Origin of the sequence: Pseudomonas sp. FFUP_PS_473 (assembly GCF_002858665.1) — a bacterium.
Lineage (GTDB): Bacteria > Pseudomonadota > Gammaproteobacteria > Pseudomonadales > Pseudomonadaceae > Aquipseudomonas > Aquipseudomonas defluvii.
Window position 1 is genome coordinate 174,532 of sequence record NZ_PJQQ01000001.1, and the last position, 21,135, is coordinate 195,666.

Consider the following 21,135-nt stretch of genomic DNA (forward strand, 5'->3'; position numbering starts at 1 on the left):
CTTTTTGGCGCGGCACTGTGCCGAATGCCCTGCCGATGGAGTTCAAGCATGTACCAAGACACAGCCACCGTGACCGTCAGCGCTGAGCAAAGCGCGGGAGAGGTCGAGGCGGTCGACAATGAAAACGTAGCCATTGGCCTGGAAGCAGTGACGGACAACCTGAAGAAGGTGCATTTCACCGGCCAGTTGGCGGCGCCGGATGCACCGACGCATGTGTGCATTACCCTTAAGAACGGGCTGTCCTACTACGGCCCGATTGTTAACGGCCATGCCGAACCGAATGGCGGCTGGCTGGCCTTTGAGTGCGACATGATCGATCCGCAATTGCTGGTTTAATACCGCCTCGGCATCGCCGTGGGCCGACCATGGCGATGCTGTGCAATGGCCGCTAGAAATACTTGAGCCAGGCAATATCGCGGCGTTGAGCCTTCAAGGTCGCAAACCAGCGTACGGCAGGGTATAGCACCACCGCCAGCACCCCGGCGGTCAACCAGATGGCCCAGATGCCATCGAACCCGAAATAGTCCCCCTGGTTCAGCCCAAACAGCGCCACGGCGAGCACATACAGCCCTTTCAGCGCGTACAGATGCAGCAGGTAGAAGAACATTGGCGCCGACCCGAGCACGCTCAAAGGGCCGATGGCCTTGTGTTTCTGGAGGCGCTCGAACGTTAGCAGCAGCAACAGGCCAAGGCTCAGGGTCAGGGCAAGGAAGAGCAGGGATGGCGGGTACTTGGTGATGTTGAAGAAGCTCATCAACGTATGCAACGGAGCCTCGCCGGCCGTCCAGGGGCGTTCGCCGTAGCCATTGAGCAGGCGCAAGACAACAAAGCCAATTAAACCGAGGCTTGCCCAGCCTAGCAGTTTGCGTTGGCGTGCAGCCGGCGTTGCACTGCGTGCGAACCAGGGGCCGATGGCATAGCCCAGGCCGATGACGCCAATCCACGGCAGCACGGGATAAGAGGTGCGCAGCCGCAGGGTATCCGACAGCTCGATCCAGCCGCGATCATGCAAAATCGCCCACGGCACGTGCAGCGCCGTCCCATCCGGGAAGTGCAGCGGGTCGAGCAGGTTGTGGCCGACAATGATCAGCAGGCTCAAACCCAGCAGTATCTGCCGCGGCAGCCAGACCAGGGCTGACAAGGCGATCATGCTCAGGCCAATCGCCCAGATGACCTGCAGGTAGATAACCGTGGGTGGCAACTGGAACGTCCAGGCGAAGTTGACCAGGGTGAACTCCAGTACCAGCAGAAACAGCCCACGCTTGAACAGAAAACCGCTCACATCGCCTTTACCGGCGTACTTTTCACCGAACAGGTAAGCCGACAGCCCGGTCAGCAAGACAAACACAGGCGCACACAGGTGGGCCAGGGTCCGGCTGACGAACAGCGCAGGCTCTGTCACCGTTATGTCCATCGGGTCGGACACTTGTCGATGGAGCAGGAAGGTCTCCCGGACGTGGTCCAGCAACATGAAGAGCATGACCAGCCCCCTCAAGGCATCAATCGAGAGCAACCGGTTGGCAGTGGCAGTGGTCGTGGTGTGAGCAGGAGCAGGAGCAGGGGTCATGGGTCGTTCGCAATGCGGGGTTGTTAGGCATTTATCTGGTTACTCTATAACATTGCCTATGAGAATAAAAATCTTTACCTCGCCGGGTTTTCGCACTATTGGGACGTACGTGCCTTGATTTACGCGGCTTCATGGCCTTGAAGGGCGCCAGTAAACCCATTTTAAATATGGTTTTAGCTCAGGCCGCCTTATACAATGGCGACCGCCCGCAGCTGACGGTATCCATGCTGCTATCGGAAACACAGCCTGATTGTGCCTATGACCTATCCGAGCAGTTCTTCTCCGACACTCCCTGCTACAGACCGTCAGCCTCGTGACAGCAACCACCTGACCATGGTCGTTGTCCTCGGCGTTGCGCTGCTCGCCATATGGTTTGCGCCGCCGGCCGTGCATGGCAGTGCCGACTGGTTCCCGGTGGCGGTGCACGCGATTTGTGAGATCTTTGCGATCACGGTCGCGGTACTGGTGTTTGCGGTTACCTGGCATAGCTACCGGGCAGGGCAGCCCAGTAACCTGTTGCTGCTCGGTTGTGCGTTTCTCTCTATTGCGCTGCTTGATCTCGCCCATGTGCTGTCCTACAAGGGCATGCCCATGTTCGTTACCCCGGCGTCCCCTGAAAAAGCGATTGATTTCTGGTTGGTGTCGCGTCTACTGATCGCAGCGACATTATTGCTGATCTCGATTCGCCCATGGCGTCCGTTGACCAGCCGTACTCCGCGCTTGCCAATGCTGCTTGCGGCATTGACGATGGTGGCGATGGTTTATGTCCTCGGTCTGTTTTTTCCCGAAGTCTGGCCGAGTACCTTCATTGAGGGCAGCGGTCTCACACCGTTCAAGATCGCCATGGAGTGGGCCATCATCGGCTTGCTGGCCATTGCAGCAGCGCGCTTTTGGCAGGCGCGGTATAACCATTCCTTCGACGCTAATGGCCTGCTGGCCGCCGCGCTGATCTCCATTCTTGCGGAGCTGTGCTTCACCGCCTATCACAACGTCAACGGGCTCTACAGCCTGACCGGGCACCTGTACAAGGTCCTCTCGTACTGCCTGATCTACCGCATTGTTTTTGTTTCAAGCGTGCGCGAACCCTACGAGCGTCTTGCTGTAGAAATCGCCGACCGCCAGGCTGCCGAGAAGCGCATCGAGGTCATGTCGTTCTACGATACGCTGACCGGCCTGCCTAATCTGGCATTGCTGCAAGACCGGACGCTGCAGGCGCTGGTCAGTATGCGGGGTGACGACCACCCGGTCGTCTTGCTCTTTCTGGATGTCGATGCGTTCAAGCTGGTCAACGATTCCCTGGGCCACGCCCACGGCGATGATTTGCTGCGGGCAATAGGTGAGCGCTTGCGTGAAGGGTTGCCAGCGACGGCTACCGTGTGTCGCTATGGTGGTGATGAGTTTGCTGTACTGCTGACTGGCCCGGTGAATGCCGATGACATTGCCAAGGTACCGCAAACCATTCTCGACCTGCTGGCTGCGCCCTTCCGGATTGCCGGGCAGGCAATCTCAACCTCAGTGTCTATCGGCGTCGCCCTGGCCCCTCACGATGGCGAAGCACCGGCTGAATTGCTGCGTAATGCTGAAACAGCCATGTACAAGGCCAAGCAGGCCGGCCGCAAGACCTGGCGCTTCTACAGCGCTGCCATGAACCTGGAGGTCAGTGAGCGCCTGCAACTGCTCAACAGCCTGCGCCAGGCCATCGACCAGCATGAGTTGACGCTGCATTACCAGTTGCAGTTCGAACTCGGCAGCGGTCGTATTGTCGGTGCCGAAGCGCTGGTACGCTGGGAGCATCCAACCCAAGGGCTGATCTCGCCAGACCGTTTCATTACTGCGGCTGAAGAAAGCGGGTTGATCGTGCCAATGGGCGACTGGATTATCCAGCAGGCCTGTCGGCAGGCCGCACAATGGCGGGCCAGTGGGCTGGATATTCCAAGGGTCGCGGTCAACCTGTCGCCCGTGCAACTGCACCACCATTCGCTGGAAGCGGTAATCAAGCAGGCGCTGAGCGATGCCGGCTTGCCAGCGTCGGCACTGGAACTGGAGCTGACGGAGTCGAGCCTGATCGAAGACACTGAGCAGGTACTGGCGACGCTGATCAGCCTTAAATCCTATGGCATCAAGCTGTCTATCGACGATTTCGGCACCGGCTATTCCTCGCTGGCGTACTTGCGTCGGCTGCCGGTAGACACGCTCAAGATCGACCAGTCCTTTGTGCGCGGTATGACCAGCGCCGCCGATGGCCACGCCATCGTCGAAGCGATCATCCAGATGGCGCGCTCGCTGGGGCTGGAAACCCTGGCCGAAGGTATCGAAGATCAATGCACCGCCGACGAACTGCTACGGCTGGGCTGCGAGCTGGGCCAGGGGTACCTGTTGGCACGCCCGGTGCCAGCGATAGTGATACCGGCACTGGCAGGGCGCCTGCGCGGTTGAGCGTGGGTTTGCTCTGGTTCCCCTCATCATCGGTGAGCCGTGCAGCAGGTCAGCGGCGTAAAGACGGGTTATCATGTCGGCGCCCAGCGCCAACGTCTCAGGCCATGGGCATGCCTTAGTCCCGGAGTTCGAAACGCAATGTTCACTGTCACCCGCCTTGAAAGCCCACCCCCCGAGGCGATCAGAAGCCAGATCATGCAGATGGTCGTCGATTACGTCACGGACATCAGCGCGGTGGCCATTGCGCCGAGCAACCCGCTCTACCGGCTTTACCAATACGGCGTTGGCTACGAGGTTCATCTTTATCTAGAGGCGATGGACGGTTCCAGGGGAATGCCTGTCGAGCTGATCGTGGCCCTGGATGCCGACGACCCGGCAACGGTTGTCGGCTTTCTGCTGTACCTGCCCGCGACGGGTGATCCCGAGGCGTGCTCGGTCGCCTATATGGCCGTGCCGCTCAGCCACCGGCGTCAGGGGATTGCCCGGGCGATGGTGCAGGTCATGCTGAGTCGCTACCCACATGCCGAGTTGGCGTGCTTTACCGCTAAAGTGCCGTGCTTTGAGTCGATGGGGTTTCAGGTCATCGGCGTGCGTGGCCCGCAAGTACTGATGAACACCCGTGACCACAGCACCCACGGGCATGTGGCGGTGCTGGATGTAGCGCCGATTTACCGTTCCGTGGAGGTACGCCAGATACACACCTATCTGCTTCAGCAACAGGGCAAGAAAGCGATGGTGGAAGCGGAAAAGCAGCGTGACCGGCACCTCGATCAACTGACCCGCCAGGCGCGTGCCTTTGTGCAGCAGGCCGGGATATCCGTATAAACGCAAGCGGCTACAGGTAGGCGGCAATATCCACCTCGTCGATCAGCGCCGGGGGCATGTAGCGTTCGGCGTATTGACGATAGATACCCGAGCGCAGGAACAGCGCGAACAGCTCCGCGTCGATGTGCTGATCCTTGCGCATGAAGCCCATGATCCTGATCGCCTCGGACAGGGTCTTGCCCTGTTTGTAGGGGCGGTCGACGGCGGTGAGCGCCTCAAAGATATCGGCAATCGCCATCATCCTGGCAGGCACACTCATCTGCTCGCGTGTCAGGCCCTTGGGGTAGCCGGTACCGTCCATTTTCTCGTGATGGCCACCGGCGATCTCCGGCACGCGCCGCAGGTGCCGTGGGAACGGCAGCTTCTCCAGCATGATCAGGGTCTGGATGATGTGTTCGTTGATCTTGTAGCGTTCTTCCTCGACAAGGGTGCCTCGGCCAATGCTGAGGTTGTAGAGCTCGCCGCGGTTGTACAGATGTTCGGGCACCTTGACCTTGAAGCCCCAAGGGTTGTCGGCAGGCATCTGTTCGCGCGGCCCGCGAGGGAAAATGTGTTCGGGTTTGTCGGCCAGTAGCGGCTCGTCGACGGGCAGTGCCGGCTCCGGGTTGAGGTTCTTGCGCGCTTTCTCCTCATGGGAAATCCCAAGGCGATCGGACAGGGTACGCCGCCAGGTGCGCGCGGCGATGCGCTGTAGCCGCTCGACGCGCTCCGGGGCCATGAACTCGCCGCCTTCATTGCACTGGGCAACGAAGGCGAATTCCTCGTCCAGCTCATGCAACTGCTCAGCCAGTGCGGCCTGCAGCAAATCGCTATCGCCACCCGCCGCGATTGCCTGCCAGCAGGCCAGTTCTGCGTCGCGCTTGAGCACTTCAAAGCGCATGCGTATTTCATGGATACGATCGTGCAGGGTTTCCAGTTTGGTTGCCTTGTCCACCACGTACTCCGGCGTCGTGACTTTGCCGCAGTCGTGCAGCCAGGCGGCAATGTGCAGTTCCTCCCACTGTTCTTCAGTCAGGTTGAAGGTAGCGAAAGGCCCGCTGCGTTCGGCACAGGCGGCGCGTGCGAGCATCTTGGTCAGCTCAGGCACACGTTGGCAGTGCCCGCCGGTGTAGGGGCTCTTGGCATCAATGGCCCCGGCGATCAACTGAATGAAGGCTTCCAGCAGAACCTTCTGCTCATCGATCAGGCGCTGGGTGTTCAGCGCCACCGCCGAGGTTGTGGACAGTGCCTCGACAAAGGCCATCAATTCCGGGCTCAGCGGGTGATGCTGCTCGTTGACCAGCAGCGCCAGTGCGCCAAGCAGATCGCCTGCCCGGCTCTTCAGCGGTAGTACCCACAATGACAAGGGCTGATCGATGTTGCTGAACGGCGGAAAGTTGCGCTGCAACTCATCAGCCGACACTGCGCAGGGTGTGGCCGTGCGCATGGCCCGTACCACGGGATGATCATGGGCCACGGCAAGCTCGATATCACTGCCAGGCGCTGCGTCGAACGGGCCGTTTCGGCAGTGAACACGGGCCAGTTGCAGACGAGTGGCATCAGCATCTGCCAGGTAGATCAGGCTGACCTCGGCGCTGGTGATCTCCTGCATTTCACGTACCAGATGGGCCAGCAGCCGCTGGAAGTTGGTCTCGCTGGAGAGGGCAATCGATAACTCAAGGAAGCGGTGAATGGTGTTTTTCATGCTGCCCATGGCGCGAGACAGGTCGACCACCTCGGCAATCTGCGACTCTACCTCGATGGGCTCGTCGAAGTTGAAGTGCTCGATTTTTTCTGCTTCGGCGGTCAAGGCTTGCAGGGGTTTGGACGCCAGGCGCGCCATGGCCAGGGCCATCAGTACACCAAGGACCAGCAAGGCCAAGGCAATCAGCATGCCGCGGTTGCGCAGTGCGATGGCGTCTGCCAGCAGCTCACGGTAGGGCGCCGCCATCAACAGTGTCAGGGTCTGTCCGCCGACCGTGGGCAGGGCAATGCGGATACCTTGCCAGTCGTCGCCAGCAGCCTGAAAGCTCAGGCCGTCTTCTGTGCGCTCGTTCAGTGTGCTGACCAGGCGTTGCAGTATCGGCGCCTGCAACTCATCCAGGCGGGGTAAACGCAGTTTGCCAGCGCCGTCATCAAGCATCTGCGGTGCACCTTTTTGCCAGCTGAGCACTTCGCCCATGGCGTTGAGCAGGGCGATGCGGCTGTCCGGGGTGGCTTTAAGCTCCAGCATCAGTGCGTTCAGCGAGCTTAGGGTGATGTCTGCCCCCGCAACGCCGCTGCCATTCTCGGTGGGATGGGCAAAGGACACGCCGGGCTGTCCAGTGGAGAAAAACACGTACGGATCGGTGACGTAGAGATCACCGTGCTGTTTAGCGGCGATAAACCACTGACGGCCGCGCGGGTCGTAGCGGTAGTCCGGCCGTGCTCGTCGCTCTATCACCTGAAAGTCCTGACCGATGAACAGATGCTCACCCAATGGCTGACCGTCGATCACCTGAATACTCTGCACGATCCAGCGTGTCCCGGCGGGAGGGTTGAACAGCGGAACCAATGCGGCTTCATTGCGCCACGGACGAATCATGAAAAAATCACCGGTGTCGTAGCCCATGTACAAGGAAGTCAATGCGGGCTGACTATCCAGGGCGGCGGCCAGAAACTGCAGGCTATCCAAGCGTGCCTCGAGCGTCTGCGCACGCATCAGGCGCTGATGGGCCAGTAATGACACCGTACTCACCGTGGGCCGGTAGAGGGCGTCCAGTTCGGAAATGGCGAGCTGACGGACCAGTTCAAAGTGTTTTTTCGCGCCACTGACCATCTGTTCGCGGTTCTGCAGAAACTGATAGCCGTTGCTGAGAATGGCGAAGGTCAGCAGCAGGCCAACGAACAGGTAGGCAATGTGGACATAAAGTGGAATTCGACGCGATGGCATCGCACGCTTCCCTGTCAGCGATAGGAGATTGGACTATAGGCGCTGATGATCAAGGTTGCCGCCATGTCGCATAGAACAAGGTGAGCAGGTGGCGAAATCTGTGGCCCAATGCTTGATGTCTGTCATGGCGACATGGGCATAGAGCTGCGAGACTGAGGTGGATGAACGGCCTGCCTCCCGGAGAAACCATGCAGATTCTCGATAAACGCCAGGCCATGAGCACGTGGCCATTATTGCGCCTGGGTTTTCGGCCCTTTTTTCTGCTTGGCAGTACCTTGGCCGCCCTGGCCGTGCCCCTCTGGGTTTTCGCCTTGCTGGGGGATGGCATTACAGCGCAGCCCCTGGGCGGTTGGCTGGCCTGGCATCGACATGAACTGGTCTTCGGTTTTGCCGGAGCGATCATTGCCGGTTTTCTGCTGACTGCGGTACAGACCTGGACGGGGCGCCCCGGCCTGTCTGGCAAGTCCTTGGGCGTGCTGGTGGTGATCTGGTTGGCGGCTCGGCTGGCATGGTGGACGGGGTCGCCACCGTTGCTGATGACGGCCAACCTGATGTTCTTTGCCTGTGTGGCCCTGGTCATGGCGTATCAGTTGTGGGCGGTACGGCAAACCCGTAACTATCCGATTGTTGCGGTCCTGGTGTTGCTGTTGGGGGCCGACCTGTTGACGCAGCTCGGGCTGCAGCAGGCAAACGACGGTTGGCAGCGCCAAGGCGTCTGGGCGGCAGTGTGGCTGGTCGCCGCCATGATGGGGTTGATCGGCGGGCGGGTGATTCCATTCTTCACCCAACGGGGGCTCGGGCGTGCGGCTGCCGTTCAGCCTTGGGCCTGGCTGGACTGGGCGTTGCTGATTGTCACGGTTTCGCTGGCGATCCTGTATGCGTCGGGGCTTGCGCTGCAGGTGCACGCCTGGCTGGGGTTGGTCTTTATTGCCTTGGCCGCGGGGCATGGTATTCGTCTGTTGCGCTGGTTTGATCGTGGCCTGCTGAAGGAGCCGTTGTTGTGGTCACTGCATGTGGCGTATGCCTGGTTGGCAATGGCCTGCTTTGGCATGGCGCTCTGGCATTTCGGCCTGCTCGGCAGTGTAAGCCTGGCGTTGCATGCGTTCACGGTCGGCGCCTTGGGCGGGTTGATCCTGGCCATGTTGGCGCGTGTCTCGCTGGGGCATACCGGGCGTCCTCTGGTGCTGCCACAGGGGTTTGCCTGGGCATTCGTATTGCTCAACCTGGGCAGCCTGTTTCGCGTATTGGCGGTCAGTTTCTGGCACCAGCCGGCACTTTGGCTGGCGGCTGCCTGCTGGGCGGGGGCGTTTGCCCAGTACCTTTTCTGCTATGCGCCCATGCTCTGGCGCACGCGTGCTGATGGTCACCCAGGCTGATGGAGACGCTATGAGTTACCTGTTGTTGAAGTTTATCCACCTGACGGCGGCAGCCTTTTTCATTGGCGGTGTTTTTTTTGAGGTGATGATCCTCAGTCGGGTGACCCGACAACTGGAGCAGGCCCCGCGCGAGCAGTTGTCCAAAGCCTTGGGCCTGCGTGCGCGCAGTGTCATGCGCTGGGTGATACCGGTGCTTTACGGTGCAGGCCTGGGGTTGGCCTGGCAGTATCGCGCGGTGCTGCACAATCCCTTGGGCAGCAGCCTCGGGACCATGATGGCGCTGAAAATCGGCCTGGCCCTGAGTATCCTCGTGCAGTTCATCGGCGTGGTGTACCTGATGCGCACCGGCCGCATGACCGCATCACGATCACGGCGGCTCCATCTTAGTGTGCTGTTGCACATGCTCGGCATCCTGTTTCTGGCCAAGGCCATGTTCCTGCTGAACGTGTGATGCCTGGCCTCAGATCTGCTCAAACGCTGGTTTTACAGCGTTTCGAGAAAACGTATCAGTGCCCGGCGTTCATCCATGTCCAGCCCCAGCGGCTTCAGGCGATCACTGGTCTTGGGAAACAGCGGATCGTTTTTCTGTTGCTCGGCCGGTCGTGGTCGAGGCATGCCGCTGTTGTACAGGGCGATGGTGCCCTCCAGGTTGACGAACAGACCATTGTGCATCCACGGTGCGGTCTTGCTGAGCAGGCGCAGTGACGGTGTGCGGAAGGCACCGACATCGTCCACGTTGCCAGTCACTTCGTAGCGTCCGAGGTCTTGATACTTGCGGCCGTAATAGGTCAGCCCCAGGTTGTGGAACTGATCGTCGCTCAGGCTCGGGCCGAAGTGGCAGTTCATGCAGCGAGCCTGGGTACGGAACAGGTGCAGGCCATGCAGTTGCTCGTCGCTCATGCGTTGTGGTCGACCGCGCAGGAGTTGCTCGAACGCGGTGTTGCGGGTAGCGGTCACCAGTGTGCGCTGGTAGGTGGCGAGTGCCTGCGCAATGCGTTCAGCCGTGACCGTGCCTTTACTGGCGAAGGCCTGATCAAAGAGGCCGGGGTACTCGGCGTCAGCGTTCAGGCGTGAGAGCAGTTCGTCGGTGGTGAACGCCATCTCGACGTGGTCGTTGATGGGGCGTAGTGCCTGGGCCTCAAGGCTGCTGCTGCGACCGTCCCAGAACAAGTGCCGGGTAAAGCCGCTCATCACCACGCTGGGGGCGTTGCGCCGACCGCTTTGACGGTCGTGGCCGAAGGAAACCCGGCGTCCGTCTGCAAACGCCTCGTCGGGTTCGTGGCAGGAGGCGCAGGCGATCTGGCCGGAGCGGGACAGTTTCGGGTCGTTGAACAGACGCTCACCCAAGGCCGCATTGGCTTGCGTGTAGGGGTTCTCGGGCGGAGAGGGGGCCAGCTCAGGCAAGGGGCCCATTTCTTCCCAGGACACGTCCGGGTCAATCTGCGGCGCGGGCCATTGCGCGACAGGTTGACGGTACAGCTGGCCGATACAGGCTTGATAGGCGCGCAGTGTTCCTGCTACGGCTTCGCAGGGTTCGGCGGCATCGGCTGGGTCGGCAGCCAGCGGCAAGGCCATGAGCCAGGCCGCAGTCAGGAAGGTGCGCCTGAGCGGTCGCTTCATGTCAAACGGGCGTCCATCTGCAGGTGCGTTCAAAACCGGTACCCCACTTCAACCATGAACTGGCGGCCCACCTCGTAAGTGGCAATGTCGTCACTGTCTGTGTTGCTGACAATGGCTTTATCCAGCAGGTTGCTCACGTCCAGATTGACGAACAGAGCCTGATCCTTGGCAGTAGGCAGTTCCCAGGCCAGTCGGGTGTCCCAGGTCAGTGCGGCGGCATAATCGGTTTCTTCCCAGACGCGTACCTGCTGGCCGTTGTAAGCGACCGTTTCACCGGTGCCGGCAATGCGCCGGTAGCCATCGCGGTAACGCAGGAAGTTGCCCCATTTCAGGTTAAGTTGGGGGATCTCAGTGAGGGTAGTCAGGCGTACGGTCCAGGGCCGGTTGTAGTTCTCGGCAGGGCGGTCCGAATAGTTCATGAAGGTGCCCTGGTACTGAATGATGGGATCGTCGACATACAGCAGGCCAATGCTGGTGGTGTAATCGGACAACCCTGAGCTTTGCACTTCGGTCCAGTCGAGCGCCAGCTGGCCACTGCTGCGTGTGCCCCACAAGGCGAAGTCGCGCAGCGGGGTGATGGTCAGGGTGTAGATATCGGACTCGCTCTCACCGCCGTTGTAATAGGTGAAGTAGTTGCTGGCCAGTACCTGGGTATCGGTACTGGGTTGACCAATCTGGGCGCCCCAGGCCCGTGAAATCTGATCATGGCCTTTGCGGTTGACGTACTTCAGCGCGAACTCGGTGTTCCACTGGATGTGTGTCAGGCCCAGGGTCAGCTCATCGTCGTAGGGTACATCCAGTTCGTTGAATTTGGCGCCGTTGGCCACGCGGGACGTGTAGACCCAGTCCGACGTCTGGCTGGCACGTGTGTAGTTGCTCTGCAGGGCCGCAACGCCGTCGCGCAGTCTATAGGCGGAGAGGTTGCGCCCGTAATAACGGTTGGCACCACCGGTGAGTCGGGTCTGGCCGTCGCCAAATACGTCCAGCTCCACCGCCAGGCGAGGGGCAACCGTGGTCGCATTCATGTAGTCATCGGCGTCGACACGTACGCCAGGCCTGACTTTCAAGCGCCCCCAGCGCATGTCGTCCTGAAGGAAGACTGCCCAGGCGCGGGTATCGAAGTCAATTTTGCCTTGGGTGACGGTTTTGGTTTTTGCGTACTGCCCATCCCAGCCGTTGACGGTCTTGCCGATCGAGCACAGCGGGTCGTCGCCAACACAGGTCGAGGTCTTGGTCATCCCTGAAACGGCGTAGCTGGTATAGGGCGAAGAGCGGTCATAGGCTGTTGAACTGTGTGACAGCTCCAGGCCGGTTTGCAGCGTGTGCTCAAGGCTAAAGGTGCGGAAGCTGTTCCAGTCGGCCTTGAGCTTGTAGCTCAGGTTTTTCTGTTCCTGCTCGATGTCACCCAGGCCACCTTCACTGGCTGTGGTCGAGTTGCTCCAGTTCTTGGTGGTCGAAGAGCGCCAGGCGATGAGGTAGTCAGACTCGGACGAGCGGGAGTTTTCCAGTTGGCTCCAGCTCAGGTTCTGCTCGACCCTGGCCAGAGGGGCGTTCCATACCAAGCGTGCTGCGATGCTTTCGCCGCCTGCCGTGGTGTCCCTGGCCGAATACAAGGCATTGTTGCCATAGGTATGCGCTGTTTCCGGCGCGTGGGTCAGGCTGACGTCCAGGCCCCAGTCATCGTTGATCTGCCAGACCGACTTCAAGAAGTAGTTGTCGATGCGGCGCGTCTGCTCTTGCTCCTCACTGGCTTGAGCCGAGTTGTGGCTCAAGGCAAAGGTGCGGGTCGGGATGGTGGAGTCCTTGCGCGAAAAACTGCCCATCAAGCCAAACGTGTCGGTCAGGTGACCTTCCAGCGTGGCGCGGGTGATGACTTTGTCGAACTCCGGCTGATTGCCTGTGCCATATCCTGCCTCGAACTCATCCAGGTCCGGGTCGTCCTTGTCCAGGTGATAACGGGTCCAGGACGAGCGGGTCATTTGAGTCGACACTTTGCCGTGCAGTTCCTTGCTGGGGTTACGGGTATTGGCCTCAATCACCCCGCCATTGAAACCGCCATAGGCGGCCGGCACGTTGCTGTCATAAACCTTGATCTCATCCAGCAGATCAGTGTCCAGTGCCAGCCCCTGGCTGCGGCCTTCAACCTGGTCATAACTGTTGGTTGTCGAACCAGGGTCGATATCGTTGTTTATGCTCATGCCATCGACCACAAACAGGTTCTGCCAGTAACGGGCGCCGTTGATACTGACGTTGGCCGGGCTGATCTCTCCGGGGCTTTTGCCCGAGAGCTGGCCGTCGTCGAACTGCACGCTGGGATTGGTTCGTAGCAGGCTGGTGATGTCGCCGTTACCGCTGGGCAGTGATTCGATGGTTCGTCGGTCGATGGTCCTGTCCGCCTGATACTCAGCGGCCTGGCCATTGACGCGGGTGCTGTCCAACTGCAGCACATCGACCGCCTCGCGCCTATGGATCGAGACGGCGTTGTCTGCGCTGTGTTGCCAGGCAAGGTTACTGTCGGTGAGCAGTTGCGCCAGTGCCTGTTCGAGGCTGATTTGGCCCTTGACTCTCCCTGAGGATAGCCCTTGCAGCAATGCGCTTTCGACGCTGACCTGCACGCCCGATTGTTGGGCAAACAGCATCAGCGCGTTGCCCAGTGAGCCGGCAGGTATGTCGAACGAATAGGTGCGGTATGCCGAGGGTGCCAGCAGCTCCGTGGTGGCCGCTGTGGGCGCGCTGTGCGCCAGGTATGGCAGCGCCATCAGCAGGGCGAGCACACTGGATTTGGGCAAGAAAGACTGCGGCGTAGAGGAGACAGAGCGCTTCGAGCGGGACATTCGTGTACCTGTGACGTGAAATTCAGGTTCGCTAATGCGAATAGTTTTCAGTAGCCTTCAGGTTAATGACGCTCGACCTCTCGTAATTTCCAGAAATAAATAAAAAAATCGCCGATTCGATGAAACGGCGATTGTCAGGCTCAGGCTCAGGCTCAGGCTCAGGCTCAGGCTTGGCGCAGCGAGGGGAGTGCACCGACTCAGTCGGCGCCGGACACCATCAGTACGTAGGGGCTCAACGTTGTCACATGGCCGCCCAAGGGGGCGATGGCTGCCTGCAACGCTTGCCGTGGCGAGCGCAGGTCGAGCGCGGCGGTGATCCGGCGTTTGCCCAGCGCCTCGTCGTTGAGGACGATCAGCCCAGGTTGGTAAGGACGCAAGCGTGCAACGACGTCGCTCACTGGCTGATCGATCACCAACATCTGCCAGTGGCGCCAGGCCGCAATCTGCTCCACGGGGATGGAGGCGCGTTGAATACTCTGGTCCTGACGCAAGAAGCTGATGCGCTGGCCTGGCTTGAGCGGTTCCAGTGTGGCGCCATGACCACGTTGGTCTTCGACATTGACCGAGCCGTTTGCCACGCTCACATCAATGGTGTCGGGCGACACCTCGACGGCAAAGGCGGTGCCGGTGACGGTGACGGTTATCGCCTCGGCGGATACCTGGAACACGCGCTGAGGCTGGGACTTGACGGAAAAGAACGCTTGCCCGCGCAGTAAGGTTACCTGGCGTTTATCGGCGCTGAACTGGACATCGATAGCGCTGCCGCTGTCCAGTTCCACCACGCTGCCATCGCTCAGGATGACCTGGCGGTGCTCGCCGACAGGACTGCTGTAGTCGGCAGTGTTGCCTTGCCAGTCGGGGAGCACCAACAGCATCGCACAGGCGGCCACGGCGCCACTGACGACCATGCGGCGCAGCCAGCGACGTCGTGCGCCTGGTGGGGTGATCGGCGCAGGCAAAGGGCAATCGAGCAGGGGGCTGCTCATCAATTGCCCGCTTATCCGCCAGACTTTCTCGGCCTTGCGATAGGCTCGCAAATGCGCAGGGGACGCCTCAAGCCAGGCCTGCAGCTCATCGTGCAAGGCTTGGTCGGCAGGGTTTTCCTGCACGCGCAGGAACCAGTCCAGCGCCGTTTCCCAGACTGGATCCCCAGGACGACTGTTCACCGCCGCGGGTGTTTCGGCGCGAGGCTCAAGCACGGGCGTTGCAGGTCGTGTGGGCAACACCTGCTGCAATGGCATGCAGGCGTACCGCTGGCGTGTTGTCAGTCATCGCTCAATTGCTCCGCGCAGTAGGTGAGGGCGTCCCGAACGAGTTGATGGGCCAGGCTCAAGGAAATGCCCAGGCGTTGTGCGATGTCCTTGAAGGTCATGCCGTGCAAGCGGTGCATGACAAACGCTTGGCGAGATCGCTCGGGTAATTGGGCCAAGGCATTTTGAAGCTGCTGCAACTCATCGCTGTAGAGGGCTTCGCATTCTGGCGAAGGATTTTCAGAAGGCAACCCTTCGAGCTCGTCCTCACTGGCCGGGTGACGGTTTTCCCGGGAGAGGCGCCGATTCAGGTCAAGGGCGAGGTTACGCACAATACGGTAGAGGTAACCCACGGGCTGAGCCAAGGGTGTTCGATCGGCGTTGATGTCATTGAAACGCAGCCAGGCCTCTTGAACCACGTCTTCAGCCTTGGACCGACAGCCCACGATTGGCGACGCATACTCCACCAGCGCCTTGCGGTGTGAGAGGTAAAGTTCAAGTTTTTGACGGTGTTCTGACACAACGACCACGCTTGTTAAACACAATGACTGCCCGATCAGGCGTGGCGATAGTAGTCGTGTTGATAATCATTATCAAATATGATTTTGACGGATGATGTCTACAGGCTTCGCGGTCGAGCGTACGGGGCAGCGAGTGCCTGAGCCTTGCTGCCACCGTTGTTGCAGGAACGTCACAGTCTGGCTCGACACCCGTGTGAGCCGGATACCCTGACGAAACGAGGCATCCGGCCAACGGTTGCCACCTGCATTGCTAGGCGAATGATTGACCGTGGAAGCCCCTTGGAAGTCGCTGACGACCGGGCATCGCCGCGAGTTTTGCCCGCCAATCCGCGCGCCAGTCATTGATGGCGTGAGCCCCCTTTGCGTGTCGTGTGGAACGGCGCGTGGCGTTACGCAGGTCTCTGCGGGCTGCCTTGAAGGCATCGGTGTTACGGCAACTGCGGCATTTCACCTTTGAAAGCTCAAGTGTGGCGCTGAGGTTGTCGCCGTGATGGCCGCAGGCGAGATGCCCGGCGACCTTGAAATGAATGACCATGGTGTACGTCCTTTGTCGTGAGTGCAGGGCAGCGCAGGGCGTTTGCTCGCGCTACGCCTCGGAGCCAATCGGAACGCGGTGTCGAACCGGCACCGTGTCGTTCCGTTTCCTGAGTCTGAGGGATTGGCGACACAGGGTCTGTTCGCTGAAACACATAGGCCTACGTGTACTAGCGCACAGACGCTGGCGGACGGGCACGCGCATGCTGGGTCATAGGTAGATCCCTGCCAGTACTCCTCGGAGAACAGTATGAGCACCTTGCACAGATTCACGTATAGCGCCTTGATGGTGGCTTTGCTCGCCAGCCTGAGTGGCTGTCCGAGCATGTCGACACAGGGGCGTAACACGGCCATTGGCGCGGGCGTTGGCGCTGTCGGTGGTGCCGTTTTGACCGGGGGCAGCACCATGGGCACTGTCGGCGGCGCCGCGATTGGCGGAATCATCGGCCACGAAGCCAAGTAGTTGTCACCCCTATGCGCGCTAGCGCATCAAGGAGCACGTCATCATGATATTCACTCATAAACTGACACGTTCAAGGCTTGCCTTGGCGCTGCTGCTCGGGCTGTCTTCAGCGATGCTGTACGCGACGACTGAAGAAACAGTCGATAGCTCGGCGGTACAACTGGAACCTCAGGAGCAGAACGGAATCCGCTACCTCAGCGGAGGCATTGGCCTGGACGAGTCGACGGCCCTTCAGCAGACGAAGGGCTATAACCTGCACCTGACCTTTTCAACGGGGCCCGCTAACCAGTACGTCAGCAATGTCGATCTGGTGATTCAGACTGAAAGTGGCAAGCCTGTACTGTCGCTGAGTCAGGTAGGGCCGCTGGTGTATGTACAGTTGCCGGCAGACAAATACCTTGTGATTGCCCGCACCGATGGCCGTGAACAGCGGCGCAGCATTGCGCTCGCCGGCACGTCAACCGGCACGGTTAACTTCCACTGGAGTGAGTAGCGCAGGGGCAGCTATCGCGAAGCGTCCGCGCGGTGCCCTTGAGACCGTAGGTCCAGCCGTAGGGGTATGGTCGAGCTGTCGCGCTAGACTTCAATCCTCAGACCACGCTAAATGACAGTGGAGCCCTTATGAGAACCGCCCTTGTTCCCTGCGTAGCAACGCTCCTCTCGCTATTTTGCCTTGGCGCCACGGCCGAGACCGTTACACCGCTCAAGGGCCAGTCCCCGGAGACTGTCCAGCAGGACATCAGCGCCTGCCAGGCACAGGCTGGCAGCGTCAGCAGCACCAACACTACGCAATCGGGTGGTCGTGCCCGTGGTGCCGCTACCGGCGCGGTCGCGGGGGCGGCGGTTGCCGGGGCGCGTATGCGTCAGCATGACGAGGTGTATGACCGGGTCGACGATGATGTAAAGCAAGACTACCGGCAGAACCAGGCCAAGAATGCCGCGGTGGCCGGGATGGCGGTCGGTGGATCGCGGCAGCGCCAGGACCGGCGCCAAGACCGGCGCAATGCGGACCAGAACAGCGCCAGTACATCCTCTGCCTACAGCACGTGCATGCAGCAGCGCGGCTATCAAGTGACACCGTAAGCCTGAAGCGTCAGTGCCCCGCCAAATCAAACCAAAGTGGACACATGCAATGCCCATATCGGCACGGTCGCATTAGTTTTGGCCAAGATCAGTTATCCCGCCATGCGTCGCGAGGCGTGTTTGCCTGCGATAAAAGGCGTGAATAGCCCACACCACCCCTACGAATAACAATCCTGTCCCAACTGCTTCCATAGGAGAGGGCCATCGTTGGTCAATGAGAAGGCCCATCGTAGTTGCATAAATGGTTCCGCTGGCGATCAATTGCCCGCTTAGAGCTAGAGGTAGGCGCCGCGTTGCGATTGACCACGCCCAGGCACCTGCAAGGGTGGCACCTACTCCCTGAATTAACCCACATACGATTAGCGCCTGAGTACCTGCTAACCCGTTCGGATGGCTAGCGAAGTGGGAGAGTTTCAAGTACAGCCCAACTGGGATGAAGGCCAGCATTTCGACGCTGCACATGAAGATCAGCATGGCTGACCACAACATGGGCGACATGCGTGGGCGTTGAGCCAAAGCACTTTCATTCAGCAGGCCAAAACCTGTCCAAAATCCAATGGCCATTAACGATGCGAGCAGCCCGAGCAGTATCGAATTGGTCGGGAGCGCCACCTTTGCGGCGCTGAAATCAAACACGCTCAAGTTGACCAAACTGATGCCCAAAGCCGCGACCAGCAGCGGCCCGGCAATGGCGCGCCAGGGCACGCTGGAACTTCGCATGTTGCCGGCAATCGCGAGCACGATCGGTACTGACCCCATCATTACCGGAGGGATCACCGGCCCAGCTGCCAAGACCGCAGTGGTGATCAGAAAGAAGTAGCCGATGTAGCCCAAGAAGCCCAGCAATGCGGCAATGGCCCAGTCGCTCAGTTGCAATTGCCGCACTTCGCTACGGTAAACAAACAGCACGAGCAGGCTACCTAAACCGGCAAAGGCATAGCTCACCACGGCCAGATCAAAAAGGCTGTAATCGCCGACCAAACTCGGAAAGATATAGAGCAGCGACCATGAAAAAGTAGCGGCAATGGCTGCTAACAAGCCTAGGATCATACGCTCTGCTCCTGCTGGCCCTGCTGCTTCCGGATCCAGCAATGAGCTACGTGCCGGGCAGTGTCGAATACCCGCACGTCCTGGCCCATGGCGCCGCTGACAAAACTGCCCTCCAGCAAGACAAACAGCCCCTCAGCAACTACGTCAGGGTCGCTTATACCGGCGCTCATGGCCAAGGCAGTAAGATTTTCGCGTATCCCTTGCTTGTGTCTACTCACTGCCAAATGCACAGGGTGGCTAAACTGCGGGAATTCAGCCGCACTGTTGACGAACAGGCACCCACGCTCGCTATCTTGCAAAAGAAAGCGTTGATACAAATCGAAAAACGCGAGCATGCCACTGACCGGCTCAGGATGCCCTGCCAAGGTGCGCGCTACCTCTTCGCGCCAGCGTCGGTCACGTTCTTCAAGGCAAGCCACTATCAGCGCATCCTTGGAAGGGAAATGGCTGTAGAGCGTCATCTTGGTAACACCCGCCATCGCGGCAATGGCCATCACCCCCGTCATGTATATACCTTGTGACAGAAACAGCTTCATCGCCGCGTCAATCAAGCGCTCACGGGTATTGTCCAATTTAAGGTGCTCCGGCATAGGGATGGCGTTGACTATACTGACCGGTAAGATCGAGGCGCATCCAAATACGACCTGAATCACGGCCGTTACGACACTGGCCGCAGCATGCCTGCGCAGCGGTAAATCGCAGGATTGGCCAATCAGAAAATTCGCTACGCGAGTTCCTTGCTTTGCAACCAGCAAAATCGTCGCACTCTAGCTTGGCGCTCCACTGACCAAGGAAGTTGCGGGAATGTTCGTCCGCGCTTCTCGGACTGAAGTCGTAAACCACTGCCGTGATCGTTGAATATGGCGTAGTGCATCGACTGAGGGTTGGACTTGCACGCCGGTTTGGCCGACCCAATGCCCTGGGCTGACCGCTTGGTACTTTGCTGTCCCGCCGTATTTATCAGCGTATGAGCTGCAGGACTGCCTATGCGTCAACCCGCTGTTTGTGGGCCTGGATACACAGGAGCAAATCCGCCGCCCAATGTACGGAAGTTGGTTGTCTGGCCTTGGTATAGCCGTGCGGCCACTGACAGTACCTCGCCAGCATAGGCGTAGTTACGAACGTCGAACTTCAGCACTGAGACTGTCGTTTCGGCTGATAGGGTTCTTTGGCCTGGCAGGATCAAGGCTTGGGCTACATAACTACCTGCAATAATCTCCTGCCAGACCCGCTGGGTGAGCTTGTCACCACGGTAGGCTGCCCGGCTGCCAAATCCGGTGCAAGGTTTGAAGAACAGCCCCCGGCGCTCCTGCCAAAGGCGCTCAGCATTTTCTGCCGTGATGACTTCGGTATGCGGAATGCTGGTCAGTAATAGATCTTGGGTCGCTTGTGGAACCTTCCATGCGTTCAATCGTTGGGCATCACAGAGTAAGGCCAAATTGCGTTTGTCTGCGTATAAGGCATGGGCTTGCGGGTGTGGTGTGAGTAGCGTGGCTCGTTCAAGGTAGGCTTGGCGCAGTGTGGCATTGCCAACGGCCTCGAGGGAAAAGTCGGTTAAACGGTTGTAGACCATGTCGATGGCCAACTGTTCATGCCAAAGCTGTCCATCCCTCAGGCTCAGTTCGGAGGGGTCGACGATCACTGCTTCTATACCGTTGCGTTGGAACAACTGCTGGAACAGCAGGAACTCTGGGTACAGGTATTGTTGCTTGGGCGTCTCATCGACAATGGCAATACTGCGCAACGGTTTGTCCCGCCCATACTGTGACCACTCCTGACGAAACATTGCACTAATGCTGCTCTCAATTACCTCAGCTCTTCTTGATGGTGGCAGCAACTGCTCTATAGCCGGGCAGCAGGCGTGCTGCGCTCTTGATAACACTGCATTGAGCATCGCCCCACCCGCATTGGTGTTGATCTCGATCAGGCCGAAATTGTTCTGGGTGACATGGAAGTCATACCCAAAGAACACTCCCTTGGCCCCACCTGGGTCATGTCGTGCGATAGCAGGAGAGTGAGCCAGCACTTCCTCTCGGTAAGCCGGGAGTGCAACGACTGATTCGACCGCGCGCACGACCTGCGCCATTCGATCCAAGTGGGCCGGTGCGATAAAGACCGGATGGGCGGCAAATAGGTGGGGGCAGCGTTGCTGCACAAGCTCAAACAAGCCAGGCTGACCGAGAGTCGACTCCAGGGTCTCGCGCAGGGCGTCTTTATCCAGGCTGATGCAAAAACACTGACTGTTTAGGGTTTCGATAGGCACTCCTGCAAGAGCCGCCGCAGCGGCGGCCGTCGAAAGAAACGCTGCGTCATTGTCGGGCAAGGGTATAACCAACTTAGGCATCGCTGTTTCCCCCAAGGCTGGTCAATGACACGCCCCACCTGTCGCGCTGATTGCAACCTTGGTATCCCAATACTTGTCGTCAGAGTGTACTCGCAAGCCATGCGCTGTACGCTCCACAAGCATTCAGCGCTCGGGTGGCAGAAGTAAAGCACACTGGAGCTGCCAGCGCTGCGGCGTGGAAAGAGGATCAGTGGTCGTACGGTCAATGCTCGCGGCTGCTATGCCTTCACAAGGGAGCAGTGTTTCAGTTCACTCAGGAGCAATGTACAAACGGTACAAACGGTACAAACGGTACAAACGGTACAAACCGCAGCGTATCTG

General features: G+C 59.5%; 18 protein-coding genes. 8 read left to right on the top strand and 10 right to left on the bottom strand.

Features of this window, described 5'->3' with window-relative positions:
- Positions 1-48: 48 nt before the first annotated feature.
- Entirely contained in the window at positions 49-336 is a 288-nt protein-coding gene (locus CYD26_RS00865; RefSeq protein WP_065757632.1) for a hypothetical protein, read from the top strand.
- Positions 337-388: 52 nt separating this feature from the next.
- Here the strand turns inward: CYD26_RS00865 and CYD26_RS00870 are convergent, their stop codons facing one another.
- On the bottom strand, positions 389-1,567 hold the full coding sequence (locus CYD26_RS00870) for a DUF1624 domain-containing protein (protein WP_102051577.1): 1,179 nt from the start codon (positions 1,565-1,567) through the stop codon (positions 389-391).
- Between the two features lie 258 nt (positions 1,568-1,825).
- Between CYD26_RS00870 and CYD26_RS00875 the strand changes: the two genes are divergently transcribed.
- Positions 1,826-4,003 (top strand): bifunctional diguanylate cyclase/phosphodiesterase, encoded by a 2,178-nt coding sequence (locus tag CYD26_RS00875; RefSeq protein ID WP_102051578.1) that lies wholly within the window; start codon positions 1,826-1,828, stop codon positions 4,001-4,003.
- Positions 4,004-4,141: 138 nt separating this feature from the next.
- Positions 4,142-4,828 carry a GNAT family N-acetyltransferase gene (locus tag CYD26_RS00880; protein WP_102051579.1) on the top strand — a complete coding sequence of 229 codons (687 nt, stop codon included), beginning with the start codon at positions 4,142-4,144 and terminating at the stop codon, positions 4,826-4,828.
- 10 nt (positions 4,829-4,838) lie between these two features.
- On the opposite strand, the gene CYD26_RS00885 is transcribed toward CYD26_RS00880, so the two are convergent.
- Entirely contained in the window at positions 4,839-7,739 is a 2,901-nt protein-coding gene (locus tag CYD26_RS00885; protein ID WP_102051580.1) for an HD domain-containing phosphohydrolase, read from the bottom strand.
- 188 nt (positions 7,740-7,927) lie between these two features.
- On the opposite strand from CYD26_RS00885, the gene CYD26_RS00890 reads away from it, so the two are divergent.
- Both CYD26_RS00890 and CYD26_RS00895 read left to right on the top strand, forming a co-directional pair.
- Positions 7,928-9,115 (top strand): NnrS family protein, encoded by a 1,188-nt coding sequence (locus CYD26_RS00890; RefSeq protein ID WP_102051581.1) that lies wholly within the window; start codon positions 7,928-7,930, stop codon positions 9,113-9,115.
- 10 nt (positions 9,116-9,125) lie between these two features.
- Positions 9,126-9,566, top strand: a complete 441-nt coding sequence (locus tag CYD26_RS00895) for a CopD family copper resistance protein (RefSeq protein WP_102051582.1) — start codon at positions 9,126-9,128, stop codon at positions 9,564-9,566.
- Positions 9,567-9,598: 32 nt separating this feature from the next.
- On the opposite strand, the gene CYD26_RS00900 is transcribed toward CYD26_RS00895, so the two are convergent.
- The 5 genes from CYD26_RS00900 to CYD26_RS00920 form a co-directional block, all read right to left on the bottom strand.
- A complete protein-coding gene (locus CYD26_RS00900; RefSeq protein WP_256587921.1) occupies positions 9,599-10,735 on the bottom strand; it encodes a cytochrome-c peroxidase in 1,137 nt (378 codons plus the stop codon).
- Between the two features lie 29 nt (positions 10,736-10,764).
- Entirely contained in the window at positions 10,765-13,524 is a 2,760-nt protein-coding gene (locus CYD26_RS00905; RefSeq protein WP_256587922.1) for a TonB-dependent receptor plug domain-containing protein, read from the bottom strand.
- Between the two features lie 242 nt (positions 13,525-13,766).
- Positions 13,767-14,810 (bottom strand): FecR family protein, encoded by a 1,044-nt coding sequence (locus CYD26_RS00910; RefSeq protein WP_256587485.1) that lies wholly within the window; start codon positions 14,808-14,810, stop codon positions 13,767-13,769.
- A 23-nt stretch (positions 14,811-14,833) separates the two neighbouring features.
- Positions 14,834-15,340, bottom strand: coding sequence for a sigma-70 family RNA polymerase sigma factor (locus tag CYD26_RS00915; RefSeq protein WP_176717381.1), 507 nt, complete (start codon positions 15,338-15,340; stop codon positions 14,834-14,836).
- A gap of 250 nt (positions 15,341-15,590) precedes the next feature.
- Positions 15,591-15,875: a hypothetical protein gene (locus CYD26_RS00920; protein WP_102051583.1), complete on the bottom strand. Its 285-nt coding sequence runs from the start codon at positions 15,873-15,875 to the stop codon at positions 15,591-15,593.
- A gap of 249 nt (positions 15,876-16,124) precedes the next feature.
- Here CYD26_RS00920 and CYD26_RS00925 point away from each other — a divergent pair, with 249 nt between their 5' ends.
- The 3 genes from CYD26_RS00925 (at position 16,125) to CYD26_RS00935 (ending at position 17,420) form a co-directional block, all read left to right on the top strand.
- The gene (locus CYD26_RS00925) at positions 16,125-16,337 is read left to right on the top strand and encodes a glycine zipper 2TM domain-containing protein (RefSeq protein ID WP_102051584.1); all 213 of its coding nucleotides are present in this window, start codon (positions 16,125-16,127) and stop codon (positions 16,335-16,337) included.
- 43 nt (positions 16,338-16,380) lie between these two features.
- Positions 16,381-16,830 (top strand): hypothetical protein, encoded by a 450-nt coding sequence (locus CYD26_RS00930; RefSeq protein WP_099775038.1) that lies wholly within the window; start codon positions 16,381-16,383, stop codon positions 16,828-16,830.
- 128 nt (positions 16,831-16,958) lie between these two features.
- Positions 16,959-17,420 (top strand): hypothetical protein, encoded by a 462-nt coding sequence (locus CYD26_RS00935; protein ID WP_102051585.1) that lies wholly within the window; start codon positions 16,959-16,961, stop codon positions 17,418-17,420.
- 72 nt (positions 17,421-17,492) lie between these two features.
- On the opposite strand, the gene CYD26_RS00940 is transcribed toward CYD26_RS00935, so the two are convergent.
- The 3 genes from CYD26_RS00940 to CYD26_RS00955 form a co-directional block, all read right to left on the bottom strand.
- A complete protein-coding gene (locus CYD26_RS00940; protein ID WP_065757619.1) occupies positions 17,493-18,470 on the bottom strand; it encodes a DMT family transporter in 978 nt (325 codons plus the stop codon).
- The gene (locus tag CYD26_RS00945; RefSeq protein ID WP_083199713.1) at positions 18,467-19,042 is read right to left on the bottom strand and encodes a TetR/AcrR family transcriptional regulator; all 576 of its coding nucleotides are present in this window, start codon (positions 19,040-19,042) and stop codon (positions 18,467-18,469) included. Before CYD26_RS00945 ends, CYD26_RS00940 begins: the two co-directional genes overlap by 4 nt.
- A gap of 419 nt (positions 19,043-19,461) precedes the next feature.
- A complete protein-coding gene (locus CYD26_RS00955) occupies positions 19,462-20,814 on the bottom strand; it encodes a hypothetical protein (RefSeq protein WP_099775032.1) in 1,353 nt (450 codons plus the stop codon).
- Positions 20,815-21,135: the final 321 nt, after the last annotated feature.